Below are 21,148 nucleotides of genomic sequence, written 5' to 3'. Positions count from 1 at the left end.
TGTGGGAGAGTAGGACACCGCCGGACAACCATTCACGGAGGAGCCCCGACCACACGGTCGGGGCTCCCCGCATTTAACAACCAAGCCACCCACGAACACGGCCGGGAACGCAGCCGCGACTGACGGTTGAAGAACCCCCAGTCGCGGCTGACATACCGACGGGTTAGCGCCAGAATGCGCTGAGCGGGCCGGCCAAGGCTTTGCCCTGATCGAAGCCGGCCTGGGCAGCTGCCTGCCGGAGCGAGAGATCCATCGCGTTGACGCCGAACAGGTGCTCAGCCCCGCTGTCAGGGAAGAGCGTTTCAACCCGGCTGCCGCTGCGGCGGAGTTCATCTACTTGTGCGGATAAGTGCATGCCCCATTCCAGGGGAGTCCGTGTCCTCCCTCCAAAGGGTGACAGCACCAGCACACGGCTGTATCCGGCCCCGAGGTCGGCGTTATCGGCATTGGACCGGTAACCGCCGTCGATATAGCGCTTGCTGCCGATGCCATAAGCGAACCCACTGGCACAGCTGGCGGCCACAGCGTCAACCAACTCCACTCCGCTATGGCGGTCGAACACCACGGGTTCCCCGGTGCGGGCGTCAACGGCCGTGAGGAGCATTAATCGTTCCGGCCATTCCTGATGGGGTAGTCGGGCAGCAACGGTTTGGCGCCAGCGTGCACTGGGGCCTTCCATCGCTTCGGCCATGTCCAGAGCCGCGGCACCCATGCGGCGTCTCATATCGGCCATGTCCGTGGAGTCCTCCAGGATTTTGGCGGTTCGTTCCATATGGTCGGTCACAGCCCGAGCTCCGTTCCTCCCGCCGGCGTGCTTGGCAGGCGCGGATTCGGCGCCAGGGATCACTCCGGGCACCGCCGCGGGCTTCGGAGGGGCCGCGGCAAGGACGGCATCAAAGAGCTCGGGTGGAGTTGCCCCCACCAACTGGGCCGCCGCCGTCGAACCGGCCGACGTGCCAACGGTGAGGTCCGGAGCGGTTACGTCCAAGCCGGCGTCGAAAAGTCCAGCGACGACGCCGATAAGCCATGCGTTGCCTGTGGACCCGCCGCCACCGAGGATCAGCGCCCGCTCTCCGGCGGGCACTCTTTGTGAGGCGTCAATAGCCGGGTGAGGCTGGTGAAACACCAGCTGATCGGAATCCTGCCGATAGGACGGTGCAGGGACGTTTAAAGAAGAAGGAGTCGTGTTCATGGGAGGCGCCTTTCGCGAATTGCCTGTTCGGCGCTCCCAGTGGCGACTAACTCAGTCGCGGGATCATGGACAGGGGAGCGCCCAGTGTGGATACTGCGTTCATGGGTCTCACCTCCTGTCGAAAAGCACGATCACGGGAAAGCTATCACTCCGCTGAATCGTGCGCAATCGCCGCGGGCGACCGCCGGTAGAGTCCAGGGATGAGTCTCACGCGAAACCTGGACATTGCATCAGCGGGCGGAGACGCCGCTCAGTTCCTCCTGCGTCCGCTGGAAATTTCTGACGCGTCCTCCCTGGCCGCTGCCTACCGGCGGAACCGTGAGCACCTGGCACCCTGGGAACCAGCCCGGGATGACGAGTTCTTCAGTACCGCGGGTCAGACGGCGGTATTAAAGGGCAAGCTGGACCTCTATGAACAAGGCACGGAGGTGCCTTGGGTTTTGACCGCTGGGCAGAAAATATTGGGGATGATCACCCTCTCCGGTATTGTCCGCGGGCCCTTCTTGAATGCCAACCTCGGCTACTGGGTGGATGAGTTGTGCACCGGCAAGGGCGTAGCGTCCGGTGCGGTAGCCGCCGTCGTGAGTATGGCTGCTGACGAACTCGGCCTCCTTCGCATTCAGGCCGCTACGCTGGCGCACAACGCAGCCTCCCAAGCGGTGCTGAAACGGTCCGGCTTCGAGCGAATTGGGGTGGCACCGTCCTACCTCCAAATCGCCGGTGAGTGGCAGGACCATGTGTTGTTCCAACGCATTTTGTTCTAGTTGCGGAGGCCAGCGGAGTGCCTGCTTGCGCCTGACGCCAAAGCCGTAGGGTACGCCAAGGGCGTAAAGCACCCCTAAAAACCCCGAAATTCCGGTGATTTTGGTCAAAAAGGCGCGGAAACACGCGGAATTTGCTGGCCATGCCAGCCCAAGCTGGTAAGTTTTCGAACAGTGGCTTGCTCGCATTCCGCTTGAAAGCTCAAAAACGTATGAGTCCAGGAGGACGTAAATGGCTAAGAACCGTAGTGAACTCGTTGCAGAGGTAGCAGGCAAGGCTGGCACCAGCCAGGCAGCAGTCAACTCCGTGCTCGATGCACTGTTCGAAGTTTTCGAGACTTCTGTCGCCGCTGGCGAAAAGATCACCATCCCGGGCTGGCTCGCAGTTGAGCGCACCGACCGTGCAGCTCGCACCGGCCGCAACCCGCAGACCGGCGAAACCATCCAGATCGCAGCCGGCCACAGCGTCAAGCTGACCGCTGGCTCCAAGCTGAAGGCAGCTGTCGCCAAGAAGAAGTAATTACTCTTCGGCGAAAGCCTTGAAGGGACGGCAACCGCGAGGTTGCCGTCCCTTCTGCTTTGAGTTAATCCACATAGCGCCTTCCCGATTCGCAGCCCGGCGGCAGGTAGCGGACAATGGATAAGTGCCATCAGCAAGAAGCTCCGCTACTGCCCCTTCGCCTGCTCCCAAACCGGGAGCGCGGGGAGGCACTGCTGCCGCGGGCATTTCCTTGCCGTGGCAACTGGCCGGTCTGGCGGTGCTGTTCCTGGCACTCGCAGCGGCCCTCATCTTCTCCGGCGCCTCAGCTGCGCGGCAGGTTTCCGATCCCGGTGGATTGGTCCGGTGGGGCCTCCCCATCGCAAAAGCCGTCCACAACGTGTCAGTAGCAACGGTAGTTGGCGGCCTGATCTTTGCTGTGGGCATCCTGCCTAAGAACATCGGCGGATCCCGGTCCCGTGAAAAGGACCTTGACGCCCCCGAACATCCGGCCTTCGCTCGGGCCTTGGCCGTTGCGGCGGCAGCAGGCGCAGCCTGGACATTATCCGCAGTGGCGGTCCTTGTCCTGACGTACGCAGATGTCGCAGGACAGGGGCTCTCCGGGGACGCGGAGTTCACACGTTCCTTGGTCTACTTCATGACAGACATCGAGACCGGCAAGGCCTGGCTCGCGGTCACCATCATTGCCGCCGTTGTCACCACTGCGTTGTTCGGCGTGAGATCGCTGACAGGCCTGGCGTTCACGCTCCTGTTGGCCCTGATCGGCCTGATTCCTACCGCCCTGATTGGCCACTCCTCCAGCTCCAGCGACCATGAAGGCGCCATTAACTCCCTGGGCCTCCACCTGGTGGGTGTGTCCACCTGGGTTGGCGGCATCATCATGCTGGCGGTCCTCTCCGGCATTCTCACGGGTTCCCGGAGCAAGGGAACACCGGACATCACCGAGCAAACGCTGCGTCGCTTCTCGTCGCTGGCCGGTTTCGCCTTCGTCCTGGTGTTCGCTTCCGGTGTCATCAACGCAGCCATACGCGTGACAAACCCCGCCGACCTTTTCGGCTCCGCCTATGGCCAGCTCATTATCGCCAAGTCCCTAGCCACCCTGGTGCTGGGTGGTATCGGCTTCATGCACCGCCAGTGGGTTATCCCGCAGCTTGGGAAGAGCGGTTCCCTGTCCGCCCGCCGGGTGCTGTGGCAGCTGGTTTTGGTGGAGTTGCTGGTGATGGGCGCGACGTCGGGACTCGCCGTTGCGCTCGGACGCTCAGCGCCGCCGCAGCCCACCACCTACGCACCCGACGCTTCGCCGTCGTTCATCCTTTCCGGCTACGAGCTCCCACCTGAGCTCACACCGGAACGCTGGTTGACTGAGTGGCGCTTCGACTGGCTGTGGGTGGGCGTCGCCCTGTTCGGTGCCGTTTCCTACATCCTTGGCATCGTCAAGGTGCGTAAGCGTGGCGACAAGTGGTCCTGGTTCCGGACGGTGAACTGGCTCATCGGGCTGGTGGTGCTCATGTACATCACGTCCGGTCCGCCCGCCGTTTACGGACGCGTGCTGTTCTCTGCCCACATGGTGGATCACATGGCCCTCACCATGGTGGCTCCCATCTTCCTAGTCCTGGGTTCCCCTGTAACTCTTGCCTTGCGGGCCTTGCCGGCCCGGGGTGAAGGAGCTCACGGGTCACGCGGCCTGCGCGAATGGTTGCTGTTGTTTGTGCACTCAAAGTTCTCGCAGGTGGTGACGCACCCACTGTTCGCTGCCGCCAACTTCGCGGGCTCGATCGTCCTGTTCTACTACTCTGACCTGTTCAGCCTTGCGATGCGTGAGCACGTGGGACATGAGCTCATGAATGTGCACTTCCTGCTGACCGGCTACATTTTTGTGCTGACCATGATCGGGAGCGATCCTCTTCCTCGTCGTGCCCCCTACCCCATGCGCCTGCTTCTCCTTCTGGCCACCATGGGCTTCCACGCATTCTTCGGTGTGGCCATTATGGGTGGCACCGGGCTGCTGGCCGCCGATTACTTTGGAAACCTGGGCAGGGCCTGGGGCCCGTCGGCCATTGGGGACCAGCAAATCGGTGGCGCAGTGGCCTGGGGCATCGGGGAGGTGCCCACCTTGCTGGTGGCAATTGGCGTCGCTGTGATGTGGTCCCGTTCGGACGAGCGGGAGACCCGGAGGGTGGATCGGGCGGCCGACAGGAATAACGACGCCGATCTCAGTGCTTACAACGATATGTTTGCCCGGCTCGCTGATCGCGATGCCAAGATGACTACTCGAACTACCCAGGCAGCCAGGACCCCTCAGGTGTCCAGGACCCCTCAGGTGTCCATGGAGGCCCAAGAATCCACGCCGGCGCGGTCGGAACGCGGCAACGCCGAACACGCCACCACAGACTCTGCCGGGCAGACCGAACCGAATACCAAGCTGGAAGGACGCTGATGAGCGAAACCGTACGTACCCAACACCGGGTCCGGGCCTCCGAACTGGAGGGCCGCGGCTGGCTCAACACGGGCGGGAAATCGCTGGACCTCGAGTCCTTGCGCGGCAAGATCGTGCTGCTGGATTTCTGGACCTTCTGCTGCATCAACTGCCTGCACGTGCTGGACGAACTGCGCCCCCTTGAGGAAAAGTACTCGGACGTCCTGGTGACGGTCGGTGTGCATTCGCCCAAGTTCGAACACGAAGCGGATCCCGTCGCACTGGCATCCGCCGTTGAACGCTACGAAATTCACCACCCGGTTCTGGATGACCCCGAGCTGGCAACGTGGAAGGCCTACACCGCTCGCGCATGGCCCACACTTGTGGTCATTGACCCCGAGGGCTACATCGTGGCCCACCTCTCCGGTGAGGGTCACGCAGGCGGCCTCGCTGTTCTCCTGGAGGAACTCGTAGCCGAGCACGAGGCCAAGGGGACCCTCCACCGCGGTAACGGTCCCTACGTGGCCCCGGAGCCGACGTCGGGCACTTTGCGCTTCCCCGGAAAGGCGACTCAGCTCGCCAACGGCAACTACCTCGTGGTGGACTCCGGCCACCACCGGCTGGTGGAACTACGCCCCGATCTTGAAACCGTGGAGCGCATCATTGGCTCCGGCACTAAGGGATTCCTGGACGGGCAATCGGAGATCGCACAGTTCAACGAACCCCAGGGCGTGACCGTCCTGCCGTCGGAATTGGCGTGGAAGCTCGGCTACGACGCAGTGGTTGCGGACACTGTCAACCATCGCCTGCGTGGCGTCACGTTGAGCTCAGGCTACGTGCAGACCCTCGCCGGCAACGGTGTTCAGCGCCTGCTCGACGCCGGTCCCGCCCGGGTGACGGACACCGGTGCCGGAACGTGGTCTGAACACCACGACGGCGGCCCTGCTGACTTCGCTGCCGACGCAATCGATGTTGGGGCGTTGGGCTTGGGCACCGAGGTCTCACTGTCCTCACCGTGGGACGTGGTTTGGAGCGAAAAGCTGCAGCGCGTAGTCATCGCCATGGCGGGAACTCACCAGATCTTCGCCTTCGACCCCCTGGCCAACGAGGTTTCCATCCTCGCCGGTTCCGGGCTTGAAGGCCTGCTTGACGGCAAAGCGGAGGAAGCCTGGTTCGCCCAGTCGTCCGGTTTGGCCATTGATGGTGACAACAACATCTGGGTTGCCGACTCGGAGACGTCGTCCTTGCGCCGCCTGGTGGTGGGTGATTCCGGTGTGACCGTGGAAACCGCCGTAGGCAAGGGCCTGTTCGACTTCGGGTTCCGCGACGGCGGTGCCGATGATGCACGTCTGCAGCACCCGCTGGGCGTGACTGTCCTACCGGACAATTCCGTGGCCATCGCAGACACCTACAACGGTGCCGTGCGTCGCTACGATCCCGCCACCAAGTCCGTTTCCACCTTGGCGAGGGGCCTAGCGGAGCCGAGCGACGTCGTCGTGGTCCAGGTGGAAGGCAGCGATCCTCTCCTTGTTGTAGTGGAGTCAAACAAGCACCAACTGGTCCTGGTTCCCATTCCCAAGGAAGCCCTGCAGGTAGATGAGGGAGCATCGCAAACGCACCGTCCCAAGAGCCCGGTGACCCCCGGTAACCTTGAGCTCGCGGTACGTTTCAAGGCTCCCACCGGCCAGAAGCTGGACGACCGCTGGGGCGACCCCACGCAGCTGAAGATTTCCTCTACCCCGCCTGAACTGCTGGTCTCCGGCGGTGGGACCTCGGTGGGCTTGCTGCGAACCTTGGAACTTTCTGCCGATGTTCCTGAGGGCATCCTTCACATCACGGCCCGCGCGGCTGCATGCGATGGTCCCGAGACTGAGGACGGCGAAATTCCGGACCACGCTGCCTGCCACCTCTACCAGCAGGACTGGGGCATTCCCGTGGTGCTGCAGGCCGACGGTGAATCCGAGCTGGTGCTGGACCTGCGCGGCATGGACTAAGCGGTACCCATCGAGAATGGCCCGGGTTTGACCTCTCAGGAGGTTGCCCGGGCCATTCTTATGCCGTCGGACCGTCCAAAACTGGGTCGCTCCGGAGCCTCGGACTATCCACATAGCCGGATTCGGCCCTGCCGGCCCCTTAGCTGGAGCTGCAGGCTGGAGGGATGGAACCCGAGGAAGCCTTGCGACGATTGGGTGGCGCTGCCATGACCCGGCAGGTGCAGGCTCAGGGCGCCAGCGAAGCGGCGATTCGATCCGCTGTGCGGAAGGGAAGCGTTCAGCGCGTCGAACGTGGAGTGTTGAGTCTTCCGGGCGCAGATACGGCATTGGTTGCCGCAGTCAAAGCGAGGTCGCTGCTCACCTGTGCTTCAGCTGCGAGCCGCTATGGCCTATGGTTGCTGCACGAACCCGCTGAGCCCCATTACTGGCAAAGCAACGGCCGGCGCACGGCTAAGTGCATCAGCCACCGCCTGTCCCTGTCTCAACCTAGACCTAACGAGCCGTACGTCGCTCTGCCGGATGTTCTTCTGCACGCACTTCTCTGTCTGCCACCGTTGGAATCGCTGGTGATGGTAGAGAGCGCCTATATCCGCGGCGACATCGGGCTCGGGTATCTGCGACGCCATCTACTGGGCAACCGGGGTGGTCAAGCCCGTGAAGTTCTGGCAAGAGTGGACCGGGGTGCAGGGTCCTTGTTGGAAACCCTGGCACGGGTGCTTTTCCGTGATGCAGGCATCCGCACCGAGACGCAGGTCTGGATCGACGGCGTAGGAACCGTGGACTTTCTTCTTGAAGGCTTCCTCATAGTTGAACTCGATGGCATTGCTTTCCATCTGGAGCCACGTCAGTTCAAGAAAGACCGCCGGCGGGATAACGAAGCAACCAGGCAAGGAATGCTGGTGCTGAGGTTCTTCTATGACGATGTGGTGTACGCGCCGGAGAAGATGCTCCGGCATGTGCGCGAAGTTCTTCTTCGTGGGCCAGCTCGGTTGTGGTCGAAGTAGCCCATTTCTGGGCGCTCTCATGCCTCGGTGGGCAGTGATTGCGGGACCTAGGGGGTAGAAACTGGGCCATTCCGGCGAGGCCAGCCCGGCGGCGAGGCCAGCCCGGCGGGACCGGACCCAAGGAAGGAGAGGGCGCCGAAGAGTCAGAATGTCAGCATCGGGGTGACTGTCACAGTGTCTGCGCCTACGTCCAACTGGGTGGTGAAGCTGAAATCGTGTTCCACATTGAGGTCGTTGACGAACCCGGTGAAGAGGTTGATCTCCCGGGCGGTCAGTGTGGCCTTGCCGTTGAGGGGAGCCACCACCCATTTTCCACCGAACGGCTCAATGGTGATCTTGGGGTACTCGGTGATGGCCCACTTGATGGTTCCGTCCACCACACGGGCATTGCTGGCGTGGTAGAACGGGCAATCGGGTTGCAGTCGCTGCTGCTCAGTGGCTTGGGCGGCACACGTGTCCAGGAATTCCCGGACCTTACCCGCGACGGCCTCATTCATGGCCTTGGTGGAACGGGTCTGCAGGTTCAGGGGCGCCTGGCCGCCGTCGCGTGTTGTGACAAGGGCCGAGGCTGCCGGGGCTTCGAAATAGGTGCCGTTCAGGCTTGCCTCGTACTTGCCGGGGAAGAACACGGCAAAGTTGTTGCGCCCGTTGGGCATGTTCACGGGTACGCCGTTGAGGGTGGCCTCGCTGGCGTTGACCACGGTGACTTCTATGGTGGGAAGCGTGGTGGGAACGAAGGCCCACTTAGCGAAGAACAGCCACTGGGTCCCGGTGCGTTCCATCAGGAATTCCGTGTGAAGCCGGCTTCCGTCAAGGGTGTAGTCCACTGGCACAGCGACGCGGTTGCTGCCCCGGGTTTCAGGGTTTCCAACCTTGATATCGGACATCTTGGAGGCGGCCGTTTGGAGCGCTGTACCGTCCAGCATGGCGGGGTTCGCGCTGGGGACTTTGGCACGGAGCAAGCCGAGCGCTGCTTCGCCTTCGCCGTGCTGCAAGGCTGCTAGATACTCCTTGACGGGCTGTTGCGGGCTGGCAACAGAGGAGCTCACCAGGTTGATGCACACGATGGCTCCGGCGGCAGCAAGCATCAGACCGAGCAGCCATCCGGCTGCGGTCTTGACCAATGCTTGACTCAACTGCACGCCCTTTACGTTACCTGCCGCGGCAGCCAACGCCGTGCAGGAAGGCCTCGGAACGACTTATATCCACCGTCTGGAGAAGGCTCGACGCCGGGTGGCAGCTGGCGTTGCAGCCGCCCGGCGTCGTGGTTCCGGCCTTCAGAAAGGACTAGCGGCGACGCCGCGAGGAGGTGCCGAAGACCCCGCGCATGAGGTCGCGCCCAAGCTGCGTTCCCATGGATCGGACCATGCTCTTGAGCCCGCCACCCAGGGCTCCTCCGAGGGCGCCGGCGATGTCACCGAACATACCGTCCTGCTGTGAGGACTGCGGTGCCGGAGCGGGAGGCGCCGGCGGTGCGGGGAAAGGCTCTGGCGACGAGGACCGTGAGCTGGGACGGCCCAGGATTTCCTCCTCGATCCGGCGCGCTTCGGCGTCGATGTCCGCTTGCGAACCCCCCGAACCTCCCGAAGACCCCGAAGAGGGCACTGGCGGCAAACCCGGCGCGGCAGCCCCGGTAGCGGCCGCGGCCTTGCCATTGAGCTTCTCGTAAGCGGAGAGGTTGTCCACAGCGGTGCCGTATTTCCCCAGCAAGGGAGATGCGGCCACGGTGCTCTTGATAAGTTCGTCAGTGCTGGGCCCCATCACGGATTCCGGAGCGCGGAGCCGGGTCAAGGCCACGGGGGTGGGTGCGCCTTTTTCATTCATGACGGTGATGACGGCCTCGCCGATGCCTGCGGAGGTGAGTGTCTCTTCGAGGTCGTAGTCGCTGACCGGGAACGTGGAGACGGTGGCCTTCAATGCCTTGGCATCCTCGGGTGTGAAGGCGCGGAGGGCGTGCTGGACGCGGTTTGCCAGCTGGCCTAGGACGTCCGCAGGAACATCCTTGGGTGTTTGGGTGACGAAGAAGATGCCCACCCCCTTGGAACGGATGAGCCGAACGGTAGTGGTGATGGCTTCAAGGAAGGCCTTGGATGCACCGTTGAACAGCAGGTGCGCTTCATCCAGAAAGAAGACCAGCTTGGGCTTGTCCAGGTCGCCGGCCTCGGGCAGGTCTTCGAAGAGGTCCGCGAGGAGCCACATGAGGAACGTGGAGAACAACAACGGCTTGGTCTGCAAGGTGGGCAGTTCAAGGCAGCTGATCACACCGCGGCCGTCCGGTGCAGTGCGGAGGAGCTCTGCGGTGTCGAACTCCGGCTCCCCAAAGAACTTCTCCATGCCTTGCGCTTCCAAACCCACCAGTTCGCGGAGGATCACACCGGCCGTGGCCTTGGACAGCCCGCCTAGGTTTGCGAGTTCGGCTTTCCCCTCATCCGAGGTGAGGAACTGGATGACGGCCCGGAGGTCCTTGAGGTCCACCAGTTCCAGGTTGTTCTTGTCCGCAAAGTGGAAGATCAGCTGGAGGCTGGATTCCTGAGTGTCGTTGAGGTCCATGATGCGGGAAAGCAGGATGGGCCCAAACGACGTAATGGTGGCGCGGACTGGAATGCCGTAACCATCCCCACCGAGCGAGAGGAACTCAACCGGAAAGTTCTTCGCAGACCATTCCTGCCCCAGCGCAGACGTACGGGCGGTCAACTTCTCACTGCCCGTTGCCGGCGTGGCCAATCCTGACAGATCACCTTTGATGTCCGCGAGGAAAACCGGAACGCCCGCCGTGGACAATTGCTCGGCAATCATGTGCAGCGTGACCGTCTTGCCGGTGCCCGTGGCGCCGGCCACCAGCCCATGCCGGTTCATCATGGCGAGCGGGAGCCGGACCTGGGCTTCCTTGTGGATTTCACCGTCCACGATCGCGGCGCCCAGCTCGATCGTGGCACCTTCCAGGGTGTACCCCTGTTGGATGGTGGCGAGTTTTTCGGCAGTCGTTTTGTTGGCCATGCGGATAGCTTAGCCCTGCTCGGCAAGATCCTTGCTGAAGGCCAAATGCTTGATTTCCTCGGGGTCTGCGGCGAGATCGAACAGTGCTTTGTAGCCGGTGGCGAGGTAGAGGTTTTTGGCCTCCGGCTGTCGCGGCCCGGTGGTGAGGTAGAGCTTTCGGTAGCCCCGGCGTCGAGCCTCATTTTCCAGTTCGGTCAGCACCAGCCGTGCCAAACCGCGACGGCGATGGGCTGAGTGCGTCCAGATCCGTTTCAGTTCCGCTGTGTGGGAGTCGTAGCGGCGGAACGCGCCGCCAGCCACGGACTCGCCGTTTTCCTGAATGATGATCAGGGCGCCGTGCGGGGCGGCGAACTCTTCTGCCGGGTAGCGGTTCAGTTCCTCGGCCGCTCCTTCGCTGCTGAACAGGTCCCCGTAGCGGGTGTTGTATTCGACGGCGAGCTCGTCCAGGAGCGGGCGTACCCGGGGGTCGCGCATGGGCAGGCTGAGGACGGTCAGGCCTGACGTCGGCAGGGTGGGCGTGGTGGTCATGTCAGGCCTTTCGTAGTGGAGCCCAAGTAGGTGGCAATTACGGTCGTTCTGAGGGCTCAGAACGACGTTAACTGCGACTCAGTTGGGTGAGTGGTGGCGGCAACTGTGGAGAGGATGCGGCGTGCCAGGGCATCGTTTTCCCTGAAGGGTGCTGCGTTGGTGTTGGGACGGGCAAACGCCCCCGCACCCCAACCGGACGTCCACGGTCCCACCGCGAACAAACCCTCCTGTGGAGTTCCAACAGGGGACAGGACCTGGTGATTCCCGGAGACCAGGAGCTTGCCTGTGGAGTGGGCGCCCTCGGAGGTGAGGAGCCTTTGCTCGGTACCCCATCCGGAGTGGTGCAGGTCAGCCAAGGCGGGATTCGCTGAACGTTCTACGGACGCGGAAGGCAGCCGAGCCTCAATGTATGCAGAAGCATCCACCACCACGGGCGACTGGAACGTCCCGGCAACGAACCTGCCAACGGATTCGTCGGCGCGGACCCACATGCCGGGGCCCAGGAACTTCAAGAGCCCGGCCCTGTGCAGTGCGAGCATTTCGCGGAGCCGGTGCGCGGGCGGGCCCGAGTCCACGAAACTGAAGAAGCCGTGCCACCAACCGTGGATGGTCTGCTGGGAGCGCGCGTTGAGCCGGTCTTGCGGAACCAAACGCCCCAAGTCCATGTACACGTACAACAGCGCCGTGAACAGTGCGAGGGTTTCGGAGTGATCCGGGCTGGTCCTGAGGTTCAGGTCGTTCTGGATGTAGGCGGCCACGGAGCGCTGGACGGTTTCATGATCGGCGAAAGCGCAGCCGCTCAGGGGGTGGTCCAGCTTTTCGAGGTCCAGGCGCAGTGCAGGGTCAGGCACGGAGTAGGCCGCCAGCTCTTCCCTGGCAGCGCTGTACCAATCAACGGCGTCGAGGCGCGACTCAAAGTCGGCCCACGTTCCCAGCACCCGCGAGGGATAGCCTGTGAACAGCTCGCGGTAGTACGCATAACCGGCGTCCTTGGCGATCAACGGCCACAGGTGGGTGCGGAAATCGAGTTCCTGATGCGTGGCCAGCAAAGCGTCAATGGCCTCGTCGGTGAAGTATCGCGGACGGGATACCGGCTCCCCGCGCAGAGCGGAGGAGATCTTGGAGTGGTACGGCACACCGCGTCGTGACCCTGCCCAGACCCGCGGCTCGGCACCGGAGGGCACATAGTCCAGCTCGCCGTCGGGCCTTTCTTCAAAGCGGCCGCCACGGCCCTCAAACAACAGCACCAGCAGGTCCACGAAGGCGAGTCCCATGCCGGAGACGATCACGTCCTGCCCGGCTTCAATCGTGGAGTAGTCCACGTCCGTGGTGTACGACGGCGGCGCATGGAACCCGCCGTGCCGGGCAGCGAACTCGCTGTGGCGGGCAGATTCGGGATCAGTCAGGGAATCGGTGTGGCCCAGCACGTAAACCACGACGTCGGCAACCACCTCGTCGCCGGAAGCCAGCCGCACACGGTGCGCACCGTCGCGGTGCGCACCGTCGTGGTGCGGGCCGGAAGCAGCCTGGCCGTCCGAGAAGCGCTCGACGCCGGTGGCTGTGCTGCGGTGGACGGTCACCGTGACCTCGGGGCCAAGATTGCTCACGGCCCGGCGGAAGAACCACTCAAGGTACTTGCTCTGCAGTTGCCGGGTAGGAAAGGACGAAGGGGTTAGCGAGCGGAGCTGGTCCAGCAGGTGCGACTCCAGCGCCGGAACATCGCGGATGGTGCCATCCAGCACGCCTGCCGCCCAGGTGGAAAGCCCGGGCCCGTCAACGGAAGGCCCATCGCAGGCCACCGAGGCATCGGTGAACATGGTGACATCCGCAGCCGTGGAGTTCAGCAGCAGCCCGGGATCCTGGTCATAGCGCCAGATCCTCCCGGAACCCGGTTCATGGGGGTCGATCACATGGATGTGCAGGGGACGGTCGAACAGTTCGGGACGGTTTGCAGCTAGCCGTTCCAGGACACCGGCAGTGCGTGGGCCGCCGCCGATGAAGGCGATGGCGGGTACTCGTGACGGCATGGGATCTCCTGAAAAACAGTGGTTGGTGATGCCCAATCTAAGGACCAGGCAGGCTGCGGGTCGAGGCGCCGGTAACCGCCGTTCACCACACGTCACGCAGCGTTATGGCGCGCAAAATCAGGACGCATATGGCGCTTCATGACGAGGATTGTGACGCTGTGCGAACCCCGGCGAAGCCGCGCGAAGTCCAGTGAAGAAGTGCAAATTCCCGCCTTGCTGCCGGGTTTCGCGCGGCCCTAGATTGGCAGCCATCCGATAGACAACAACCGATCTGAAATGAGGTGGCGCATGAGTGCAATCGCACCGCCTGCCACGGCGGAAACTGCACCGCCCACCCCGGATTACTCCGACTACCAGCTGGTACCGGCCCGGCATCCCTGGCGTTGGGTGGGCACCGTGCTGGTGGCTGCCGGCGTCGCAGCCATCGCGTGGTCGCTGGTCACCAACCCTCGCTGGGAGTGGGGAGTGGTGGCCGAATGGTTCACCGCGCAGTCCGTGGTCAATGGACTGATCGAAACCCTCAAGCTCACGGCCATTTCCGGCGTCCTGGGTTTCGTCCTCGGATTCATTCTGGCCCTCATGCGCTTGTCCGCCTCACCGCTGCTGGTCTCGGTGTCATGGACGTTCTCCTGGATTTTCCGCTCCACTCCACTGTTGGTCCAGCTCCTGCTCTGGTACAACCTGGGCTACCTCTACGAGAAGATCAGCCTGGGCATCCCCTTCACGGACGTCCGCTTCTTCGAGGCCCAGACCACCACGCTCATCAGCCAGTTCGCCGCAGCTGTCCTGGGACTCACGCTGAACCAGGCGGCCTACTCTGCCGAAATCATCCGTGGTGGCATCCTCTCCGTGGACCAGGGCCAGCTCGAAGCTGCCTCAGCCTTGGGCATCCCGGCGTGGAAGCGTTCCACCAGGATCGTGCTTCCCCAGGCGATGCGCGCCATCCTGCCCAACGCGTTCAACGAGATCATCGGCCTGGTCAAGGGAACGTCGATCGTTTACGTACTGGCCTACTCGGAGCTCTTCTACACGGTGCAGGTCATCTACAACCGGACCCAGCAAGTGCTTCCGCTGCTGCTGGTGGCCACGCTCTGGTACGTGGTGATCACCTCGGTGCTGAGCGTTTTCCAGTACTACATCGAACGCCACTTCTCCAAGGGCGCCCTGCGGACCCTTCCGCTCACTCCCTTGCAGAAGGCCCGTAAGTTCTTCACCACCCACGTTGCTGCCTCTCCCACGAAGGACGCCCGATGAGCATTATTGCTGCACGCAAAGAATCCGCAACGGCGGCAAAGGTCGCAGAGGAAAAGCAGGCTGCCGCTTCGGCCGCTTCTGCTGAAGGCACGACGGCGGCCCAGCCCGCCACGGTGAACAGGGCAGCAACCCGCGGGCAGGTGGACATCACGAATGTCCGGAAGTCCTTTGGCGCCACCGAGGTTCTCAAGGGTGTTTCCTTATCCGTCCCGCCGGGTGGTGTGGCCGTGATTGTTGGCCCGTCAGGCTCCGGCAAGTCCACCCTGCTGCGCACCATCAACCACTTGGAAAAAGTCGACGGCGGTTACATCACCATCGACGGCGAACTGGTGGGCTACGAGGTCCGCGGCAACAAGCTCCACGAGCTGCGTGAAAAGGACATCCTCAAGCAGCGCACCCACATTGGCATGGTGTTCCAGAGTTTCAACCTGTTTCCGCACCTCACGGCGCTGGAGAACGTGATCGAGGCGCCGATTGTGGCCCAGAAGCGTTCCAAGGCCGAGGCCCGGAAGCGCGGCTTGGAACTCCTGGACCGCGTGGGTCTGAAGGATCGCGCTGATGCGTACCCCCGCCAGCTTTCCGGCGGCCAGCAGCAGCGAGTCGCGATTGCCCGGGCTCTTGCATTGGACCCCAAGATTCTCCTGTTTGATGAGCCCACGTCCGCGCTGGACCCTGAGCTCGTCAACGAGGTTCTGGACGTTATCCGCGAACTCGCCAAGTCCGGCACCACGCTGATTGTGGTGACCCATGAGATGGGTTTCGCCCGGGATGTGGCGGACACCGTGGTGTTCATGGACCAGGGCCAGATTGTGGAGTCCGGCACACCGCAGGACATCTTCGCCAACCCCCGCGAGGAACGCACCCGCAGCTTCTTCTCCAAAGTCATCGAACCAGCTTTCAACATCTAGGACACCCCATGCTTCGCAACACCAAGACCAAATTTCTGGCACTCGCTGCACTTCCCGCCGTCGTGCTTCCAGCGCTGGCCGGGTGCTCCGATCCTGGAGCGTCGGCAGCCCAGCCGGAGTCCGAAGCTGCCAAGAACGGGATTGTCTACAACACCTCCGTGGACCAAAACCGGATCCGTGGCGAGAAAGACGCTGCCGCCACCGCAAAGGTCCCCACGGCGATCGCCAAGGACGGCAAGCTGACCGTTGCCACCACCGCGGGTTCCATCCCGCTGTCCTTCCATGCCACGGACGACAAGACTCCGATCGGCGTTGAGGTGGACATTGCCCAACTTGTGGCGGACAAGCTCGGGCTGGAACTGGACCTTCAAGTGACGTCCTGGGAGAACTGGCCGCTCAAGACACAGTCCGGTGATTTTGAAGCCGTTTTCTCCAACGTGGGCATCAACGCAGCTCGAGTGAAGCTGTTTGATTTCTCCACCTACCGGGCGGCGTACATGGGCTTCGAAGCGAAGAAGAGCTCCACGTACGACATCAAGGGCTCGGATGACATTTCCGGACTGAAGATCTCCGTGGGCTCCGGCACCAACCAGGAGAAGATCCTGTTGGCCTGGAACAAGGAGCTCGAAGCCAAGGGCAAGGCACCGGCCACCTTGCAGTACTACTCCTCCGACGCCGACACCATCCTGGCGCTGTCCTCGGGCCGCACCGACCTGAACCTGGCACCGTACCCGTCGGTGACCTACCGCGAGAACACCCGTGATGACCTCAAAGTTGTGGGCAAGGTCAACGCCGGCTGGCCCGCGGAAACACTCGTTGCCGCCACCACCCTCAAGGGCAACGGTCTGGCTCCGGCCATCACGGACGCCCTGAACTCCACCGTCAAGGACGGCTCCTACGGCAAGGTCCTGGAGCGCTGGGGCCTCTCCGAGGAAGCCATCCCGGAGTCCAAAACAGTCACCGAGGCCACTTTTGTCACCCCGGCGGGGACCAACAAATGAAGTTCCAGGTCCTGGACATCATTCCCCACCTGAAGAACCCGGTCACGGGGGAGATCGTCTCCACCGCTGACCGCCTGAACCATGTTGTTGAGACGGCGAAACGGGCCGAAGAACTCGGCTTCGACTGTTTCTCCGTGGGCGAACGCCACGCCGGCGAGTTCGTCTCGTCATCCCCGACGACGGTGCTCGCCGCGATTGCCGCCGTCACCAGCCGCATCCGCCTCCAAACGGGCGTCACAGTGCTCTCCGTACTGGACCCCGTACGTGTGGCGGAGGACTATGCCACCATCGACCAATTGAGCCGTGGCCGCTTGGAACTGGTGATCGGCAAAGGCAACGAGGTTCTTCAGTACCCGTTGTTTGGCCTGTCCCTGGATGACCAGTGGGACCTGCTCGCTGAGAAGTACGCGCTGCTGCGCACGCTGTGGCGCAAGGAAAGCGTCACCTGGTCCGGCCGCTTCAGGCCCGCGCTCACCGAGCCAACGACGACGACGCCACGCCCCTTCGCGGGGTCGCCCCGGATTTGGCACGGCTCGGCTACAACCCTGACGTCCGCTGCGCTCGCCGCCAAGTGGGGAGACCCGTTGTTCACGGCCAACGCGATCCAGCCCCGCGAGAACTACAAGGTCCTGATCGACCACTACCGCGAAGAGTACGAGCGTCACGGCCATGATCCCCGGCACCAGTACCTTGGCTCGGGCAGCGGCGCCGGCGGTGTCTTCATCGCGGACACCACGCAGGAAGCCATCCGCCAGTACGGCCCGGTCTATGAAGGACTCACTGCCAGCCGTAACGTCCCCGGCAACAACTCACCCTTCCGCGACATCCAGCACGCCGTGGCAGAGGGGCCCGCCCTGGTAGGCAGCCCGGAGCAGGTGATCGACAAGATCCTCAGCTACCACTCGCTGTACGCCCACGATCTCCAGTCGATCTCCTTGCCCACCACACTGCCCTTCGAGCAGCAGCTGGAGATCCTGGAACGTTTCGCCCTGGAGGTCATCCCGGCCGTCCGTGCCGCGGCACCCACCACGCTGTGGGAAGCCGGGGATCCTTTCGCGGGCCGACCCGAATTTGCCGGGGCCACCGAACCCGACGCCGCAGCAGCAGTCACCGCAGACCACGCCTTCAACAGGACGGACAACGCCCATGTCTTTGCACACTGATACAGCACTCGAATCCTTCGACGAAGAATGGCACGAATGGCACGACGCCCATGAGCGCCACCGTGCCCACCCGCACGGCTTCCTCGCCGTGACCCACTTGCACTGGCTCAGCAGCGAGGCGAGCCGACTGGAAGGCGTGCCTGGCACCTGGAAGGCGGAGGACGACGTCGTGCGTGTTGTTCTGGAACCGGGCGAAAGCCTGCAGCAGGACGGCGTGGAACTGAACACCGACGCAGGCAAGTCGCTTGAGTTCGGGCCCATCGAGGAACGCGGTGGCATCAACCTGGTCTCGGGCGACACCGTGATTGAGGTGGCCAAGCGGGGCGGCGAGTACATTGTGCGGCCAAGGAATCCGCAGAACCAACTGTTGCAGGAGTACCAGGGAACACCCGCCTACACGCCCAACGCTGCATTTGCTGTGGCTGGCACTTTTGTCCCGTTCGAGGCTCCGCGCCCCACTACGGTGGGTGCCGCGGTCGAGGGCATCCAGCACGTCTACGAAGCTCCGGGTGAGATTCGCTTCAAACTGGCCGGTGAGGAACTGGCGCTGACGGCATTCAACGGCCACGCACCGGGCTCATTGTCCGTCCTGTTCACGGACCAGACCTCCGGCAAGACCACCTATGCGGCCAACCGCTCGCTGTCCGTGGTCCCCGCAGCTGACGGCTCCGTGCAGCTTGACTTCAACAGGGCCGTCAACCTGCCCTGCGCCTATACCGACCTCGCCACGTGCCCGTTGCCGCCCGCCGAAAACCGGCTTCCCGTGGCTATCGAAGCAGGCGAAAAGATTCCCTACGAACGTCAGGACCAGCAGTGAGTACCTCCGAAGAACGCAAGGCCGGGTTCCTGGCCATTGAACTCGATGGCGCAGGCTATGAGAACCTTGCCGCCGCCGTCCTCGCGGCCGAGTCCGCCGGTTTCCATGCGGCAACCTTCAAGGACACGCCGGAAGCGGGACGGGCCAACGCCCTGCAGCGCGCGGCTTTTGCCGGGCCGGTCACCCGGACCATCGCTGTGGTCCCTGAAGTGGATACCGTCTATACAGAGCCTTTCCACGTCTCCACGCAGCTGGCGAGCCTGGACTACGTATCCGGTGGGCGGGCCGGGTGGATCGCTACCGCAGCTGAGTCACCCGAGGCTGCTGCCGCCGTCGGACGCTCTTTTGTTCAGGGCGAGGCGCTGGCGCAGGAAGCCGCGGCGTCCATTGAGGTGGGCCGCCGCTTGTGGGACTCCTGGGAGGATGACGCCGTGATTCGCGATGTCGCCACCGGGCGGTATATCGACGTCGACAAGCTGCACTACGCGGATTTCGAAACTCCCGCAGACTTCGCTGGTACTGGCTACTCCGTGAAGGGCCCGTCCATCATCCCGCGGCCGCTGCAGGGTCAACTTCCCGTGCTCGCTGCGGCTTCATTGGTGGGCGAAGGCCTGGTGCCCACCGACGCGGTGGACGCCGTGCTGGTTTCCGCTCCCACGCCGGAGCTGCTCGCCACCGAGATCCGCGATGTGAGGGCCCGGCTTGGTGCTTCTGTGGCCATTGTGGCAGAGCTCGACGTCGTTCTGGACTCACGTGGGCAGGCTGCGGCTTCCCGCGTCGTGCCGTCCCAAGACAGCGGCATCGCGCGGTTTGTCGGCACGGCAGCGGCCCTCACCGAGATCCTCGCCCCGCTGCTTCAGGAAGCCGACGGCGTTCGGCTCCACCCGGCCGTCCTTGACGTGGAGCTGGAGGAACTGTCCAGGCTGGTCCTCCCGGAGCTGCGTCGCCGCGGCTTGTTGCGGGCACCGATCCAGGACGGCACTTTCCGTGACGTCCTCGGACTGGCCCCGGCAGAGAACCGCTATTCGACCACTGCCGCGGCTCCTGTTGCCGCCGGAAAGTAGGGGAACACCATGACACGCGACATTTTCCAGCCGAGCGGCCAGATCCAGTTCGGGATCTTCTTCCAGGGCGTCAACTCCGGCACCATCTGGAAGGCGCCCCAAGCGGGTTCGCAGACGGACTTCGAATCCTTCCGCCACATCGCCCAAACTGCCGAGCGCGGTAAGTTTGCCGCCTTCTTCCTGGGCGAAGGGCTGCGCCTGCGCGAACACCTCGGCCGCCCCCATGCCCTCGATGTGGTGGGCCGGCCTGACGCTCAGACCATGCTTGCCGCACTTGCTGCAGTCACCAAGAACATCGGCTTGGTAGCCACTCAAAACACCACGTACAACGACCCCGCGGACCTGGCACACCGATTGTCGTCACTGGACCTGATCTCCGGGGGCCGCGCCGCCTGGAACATCGTCACCACGGACAACGCCTGGACCGGTGCGAACTTCCGCCGCGGTGGATACCTGGACCACGCCGACCGCTACAAGCACGCCGAAGCGTTCGTGGAGACCGCCAAGAGGATCTGGGACTCGTGGGAAACCCCCACCGGACCCGCCCGGCCAGTCCTCCACGAAGGCCAGCACTACACCGTGGACGTCACACCGCGCCTCCCGCGCAGCGCCCAGTACCGCCCCGTGCTCTTCCAAGCCGGCGATTCCCCGGACGGCCGTGACTTCGCAGCCCGCCAAGCCGACGTGATCTTCTCCGCCCACCCCAAGTTCGATGACGCCGTGGAGTTCCGCCGGGACATCGTGGCACGTTCCATCGCCGCGGGCCGCGGTGCCAACGCCGTGCAGATCATGCCTGCCAGTGAATTCATCCTGGGTGCCACCGATCAGGAAGCGCAGGAGAAGAAGGCATGGGTACGGAGCCTGCAGATCGGACCGCAGCAGGCCATCGCCTACCTGGAACAGTTCTGGGGGCGGGAGCTCTCCTCCTACGATCCCGATGGTCCACTGCCCGAGATTGACCCCGTGGTGGAGGAAACCTCTGAGACGCGCGGCAGCGGCTTCCACGGCGCCAAGGCCCGTCAGCTTGCGGATCAGTGGAGGGCCGAAGCCAAAGACAAGGGCCTGTCCATCCGCCAGTTCGTCACCTCCAAGACGGCACGCATCGACTCCACGTTCACCGGCTCCTACACCGCGGTGGCGGACCACCTCGCCGAGTATGCCCGGGTTGGGGCGGTGGATGGCTTCAACATCTCACCATGGCTCATTCCCACAGGCTTGGACGAGATCGTGAACCACTTGGTGCCAGAACTCCAGGAACGCGGCGTCTACCCCACCGAATACCGGGGCGCTACCCTCCGCGAAAACCTGGGTCTGGAGACGCCGGTGCGGACCGAAGAGCCGGCGCACGCCTGATGAAGGCTGAACACCTGCTGAAAAACGTGCTGCGGCGGCTCGGCTTCCAGCCGCGCCCCGGAGCAACAGCGCCCGACGACGGCGGCGTGAGTGCCGCCGTCGTCGACGTTTCGCGCGGGACAGTCAGCTTGCAACTGACGGTGGGCAGCCAGCCGCTGTAGGTTCTCCTC

18 protein-coding genes are annotated in these 21,148 nt (G+C 63.5%); 13 read left to right on the top strand and 5 right to left on the bottom strand.

The genetic code is table 11. The features are described 5' to 3' along the window. Positions 1–163 precede the first annotated feature (163 nt). On the bottom strand, positions 164–1,192 hold the full coding sequence (locus MOD31_RS10450; protein WP_250820533.1) for a patatin-like phospholipase family protein: 1,029 nt from the start codon (positions 1,190–1,192) through the stop codon (positions 164–166). A 200-nt stretch (positions 1,193–1,392) separates the two neighbouring features. Between MOD31_RS10450 and MOD31_RS10445 the strand changes: the two genes are divergently transcribed. The 5 genes from MOD31_RS10445 to MOD31_RS10425 all read left to right on the top strand — a co-directional run bounded on the left by MOD31_RS10445 (position 1,393) and on the right by MOD31_RS10425 (position 7,866). Then, a complete protein-coding gene (locus MOD31_RS10445; protein WP_250820532.1) occupies positions 1,393–1,956 on the top strand; it encodes a GNAT family N-acetyltransferase in 564 nt (187 codons plus the stop codon). A gap of 229 nt (positions 1,957–2,185) precedes the next feature. Beyond that, the gene (locus tag MOD31_RS10440; protein WP_011776355.1) at positions 2,186–2,473 is read left to right on the top strand and encodes an HU family DNA-binding protein; all 288 of its coding nucleotides are present in this window, start codon (positions 2,186–2,188) and stop codon (positions 2,471–2,473) included. A gap of 124 nt (positions 2,474–2,597) precedes the next feature. Beyond that, the gene (locus MOD31_RS10435) at positions 2,598–4,889 is read left to right on the top strand and encodes a cytochrome c oxidase assembly protein (protein WP_374206986.1); all 2,292 of its coding nucleotides are present in this window, start codon (positions 2,598–2,600) and stop codon (positions 4,887–4,889) included. Continuing rightward, the gene (locus MOD31_RS10430; protein ID WP_166842141.1) at positions 4,889–6,862 is read left to right on the top strand and encodes an NHL domain-containing thioredoxin family protein; all 1,974 of its coding nucleotides are present in this window, start codon (positions 4,889–4,891) and stop codon (positions 6,860–6,862) included. Before MOD31_RS10435 ends, MOD31_RS10430 begins: the two co-directional genes overlap by 1 nt. 164 nt (positions 6,863–7,026) lie before the next feature. Then, positions 7,027–7,866 carry a type IV toxin-antitoxin system AbiEi family antitoxin domain-containing protein gene (locus tag MOD31_RS10425; protein ID WP_223941106.1) on the top strand — a complete coding sequence of 280 codons (840 nt, stop codon included), beginning with the start codon at positions 7,027–7,029 and terminating at the stop codon, positions 7,864–7,866. Between the two features lie 143 nt (positions 7,867–8,009). Here MOD31_RS10425 and MOD31_RS10420 read toward each other — a convergent pair whose 3' ends face one another. The 4 genes from MOD31_RS10420 to MOD31_RS10405 all read right to left on the bottom strand — a co-directional run bounded on the left by MOD31_RS10420 (position 8,010) and on the right by MOD31_RS10405 (position 13,418). After that, the gene (locus MOD31_RS10420; RefSeq protein ID WP_142937684.1) at positions 8,010–9,038 is read right to left on the bottom strand and encodes a hypothetical protein; all 1,029 of its coding nucleotides are present in this window, start codon (positions 9,036–9,038) and stop codon (positions 8,010–8,012) included. Between the two features lie 115 nt (positions 9,039–9,153). Further along, positions 9,154–10,863, bottom strand: a complete 1,710-nt coding sequence (locus MOD31_RS10415; protein WP_208096872.1) for a helicase HerA-like domain-containing protein — start codon at positions 10,861–10,863, stop codon at positions 9,154–9,156. A 9-nt stretch (positions 10,864–10,872) separates the two neighbouring features. Further along, positions 10,873–11,391 (bottom strand): GNAT family N-acetyltransferase, encoded by a 519-nt coding sequence (locus MOD31_RS10410; protein ID WP_166842143.1) that lies wholly within the window; start codon positions 11,389–11,391, stop codon positions 10,873–10,875. Between the two features lie 56 nt (positions 11,392–11,447). Beyond that, a complete protein-coding gene (locus tag MOD31_RS10405) occupies positions 11,448–13,418 on the bottom strand; it encodes an FAD/NAD(P)-binding domain-containing protein (RefSeq protein ID WP_250820531.1) in 1,971 nt (656 codons plus the stop codon). Positions 13,419–13,706: 288 nt separating this feature from the next. Here MOD31_RS10405 and MOD31_RS10400 point away from each other — a divergent pair, with 288 nt between their 5' ends. Genes MOD31_RS10400 through MOD31_RS10365 form a run of 8 tightly spaced genes read left to right on the top strand, consistent with a single transcriptional unit; the run spans position 13,707 to position 21,139 of the window. After that, positions 13,707–14,672 carry an amino acid ABC transporter permease gene (locus tag MOD31_RS10400; protein ID WP_187697092.1) on the top strand — a complete coding sequence of 322 codons (966 nt, stop codon included), beginning with the start codon at positions 13,707–13,709 and terminating at the stop codon, positions 14,670–14,672. Further along, positions 14,669–15,580 (top strand): amino acid ABC transporter ATP-binding protein, encoded by a 912-nt coding sequence (locus MOD31_RS10395; RefSeq protein ID WP_208096874.1) that lies wholly within the window; start codon positions 14,669–14,671, stop codon positions 15,578–15,580. Before MOD31_RS10400 ends, MOD31_RS10395 begins: the two co-directional genes overlap by 4 nt. 8 nt (positions 15,581–15,588) lie before the next feature. Further along, positions 15,589–16,581: an ABC transporter substrate-binding protein gene (locus tag MOD31_RS10390; protein ID WP_250820530.1), complete on the top strand. Its 993-nt coding sequence runs from the start codon at positions 15,589–15,591 to the stop codon at positions 16,579–16,581. Continuing rightward, the gene (locus tag MOD31_RS10385) at positions 16,578–17,744 is read left to right on the top strand and encodes an LLM class flavin-dependent oxidoreductase (protein ID WP_250820529.1); all 1,167 of its coding nucleotides are present in this window, start codon (positions 16,578–16,580) and stop codon (positions 17,742–17,744) included. Before MOD31_RS10390 ends, MOD31_RS10385 begins: the two co-directional genes overlap by 4 nt. Beyond that, positions 17,728–18,561 (top strand): DUF1684 domain-containing protein, encoded by an 834-nt coding sequence (locus tag MOD31_RS10380; protein ID WP_250820528.1) that lies wholly within the window; start codon positions 17,728–17,730, stop codon positions 18,559–18,561. The genes MOD31_RS10385 and MOD31_RS10380 overlap by 17 nt, the downstream gene beginning before the upstream one ends. Beyond that, positions 18,558–19,625, top strand: coding sequence for an LLM class flavin-dependent oxidoreductase (locus MOD31_RS10375; RefSeq protein ID WP_250820527.1), 1,068 nt, complete (start codon positions 18,558–18,560; stop codon positions 19,623–19,625). Before MOD31_RS10380 ends, MOD31_RS10375 begins: the two co-directional genes overlap by 4 nt. Before the next feature lie 9 nt (positions 19,626–19,634). Next, on the top strand, positions 19,635–20,978 hold the full coding sequence (locus MOD31_RS10370; RefSeq protein WP_250820526.1) for an NtaA/DmoA family FMN-dependent monooxygenase: 1,344 nt from the start codon (positions 19,635–19,637) through the stop codon (positions 20,976–20,978). Next, a complete protein-coding gene (locus tag MOD31_RS10365) occupies positions 20,978–21,139 on the top strand; it encodes a hypothetical protein (RefSeq protein WP_250820525.1) in 162 nt (53 codons plus the stop codon). Before MOD31_RS10370 ends, MOD31_RS10365 begins: the two co-directional genes overlap by 1 nt. The last annotated feature ends 9 nt before the right edge of the window (positions 21,140–21,148 follow it).

Source organism: Paenarthrobacter sp. TYUT067 (assembly GCF_023656375.1).
Taxonomy (GTDB): Bacteria; Actinomycetota; Actinomycetes; order Actinomycetales; family Micrococcaceae; genus Arthrobacter.
The sequence above is the reverse complement of the archived record's forward strand: the minus strand, read 5'-3'. Positions and strand labels throughout refer to the sequence as shown.

Excerpts from the sequence above, each read along its gene's own strand:
- MOD31_RS10450 (WP_250820533.1), bottom strand. The coding sequence starts at position 1,192 with ATGAACACGACTCCTTCTTCTTTAAACGTCCCTGCACCGTCCTATCGG.
- MOD31_RS10445 (WP_250820532.1), top strand. The coding sequence starts at position 1,393 with ATGAGTCTCACGCGAAACCTGGACATTGCATCAGCGGGCGGAGACGCC.
- MOD31_RS10440 (WP_011776355.1), top strand. The coding sequence starts at position 2,186 with ATGGCTAAGAACCGTAGTGAACTCGTTGCAGAGGTAGCAGGCAAGGCT.
- MOD31_RS10430 (WP_166842141.1), top strand. The coding sequence starts at position 4,889 with ATGAGCGAAACCGTACGTACCCAACACCGGGTCCGGGCCTCCGAACTG.
- MOD31_RS10425 (WP_223941106.1), top strand. The coding sequence starts at position 7,027 with ATGGAACCCGAGGAAGCCTTGCGACGATTGGGTGGCGCTGCCATGACC.
- MOD31_RS10415 (WP_208096872.1), bottom strand. The coding sequence starts at position 10,863 with ATGGCCAACAAAACGACTGCCGAAAAACTCGCCACCATCCAACAGGGG.
- MOD31_RS10410 (WP_166842143.1), bottom strand. The coding sequence starts at position 11,391 with ATGACCACCACGCCCACCCTGCCGACGTCAGGCCTGACCGTCCTCAGC.
- MOD31_RS10405 (WP_250820531.1), bottom strand. The coding sequence starts at position 13,418 with ATGCCGTCACGAGTACCCGCCATCGCCTTCATCGGCGGCGGCCCACGC.
- MOD31_RS10400 (WP_187697092.1), top strand. The coding sequence starts at position 13,707 with ATGAGTGCAATCGCACCGCCTGCCACGGCGGAAACTGCACCGCCCACC.
- MOD31_RS10395 (WP_208096874.1), top strand. The coding sequence starts at position 14,669 with ATGAGCATTATTGCTGCACGCAAAGAATCCGCAACGGCGGCAAAGGTC.
- MOD31_RS10390 (WP_250820530.1), top strand. The coding sequence starts at position 15,589 with ATGCTTCGCAACACCAAGACCAAATTTCTGGCACTCGCTGCACTTCCC.
- MOD31_RS10385 (WP_250820529.1), top strand. The coding sequence starts at position 16,578 with ATGAAGTTCCAGGTCCTGGACATCATTCCCCACCTGAAGAACCCGGTC.
- MOD31_RS10380 (WP_250820528.1), top strand. The coding sequence starts at position 17,728 with ATGTCTTTGCACACTGATACAGCACTCGAATCCTTCGACGAAGAATGG.
- MOD31_RS10370 (WP_250820526.1), top strand. The coding sequence starts at position 19,635 with ATGACACGCGACATTTTCCAGCCGAGCGGCCAGATCCAGTTCGGGATC.
- MOD31_RS10365 (WP_250820525.1), top strand. The coding sequence starts at position 20,978 with ATGAAGGCTGAACACCTGCTGAAAAACGTGCTGCGGCGGCTCGGCTTC.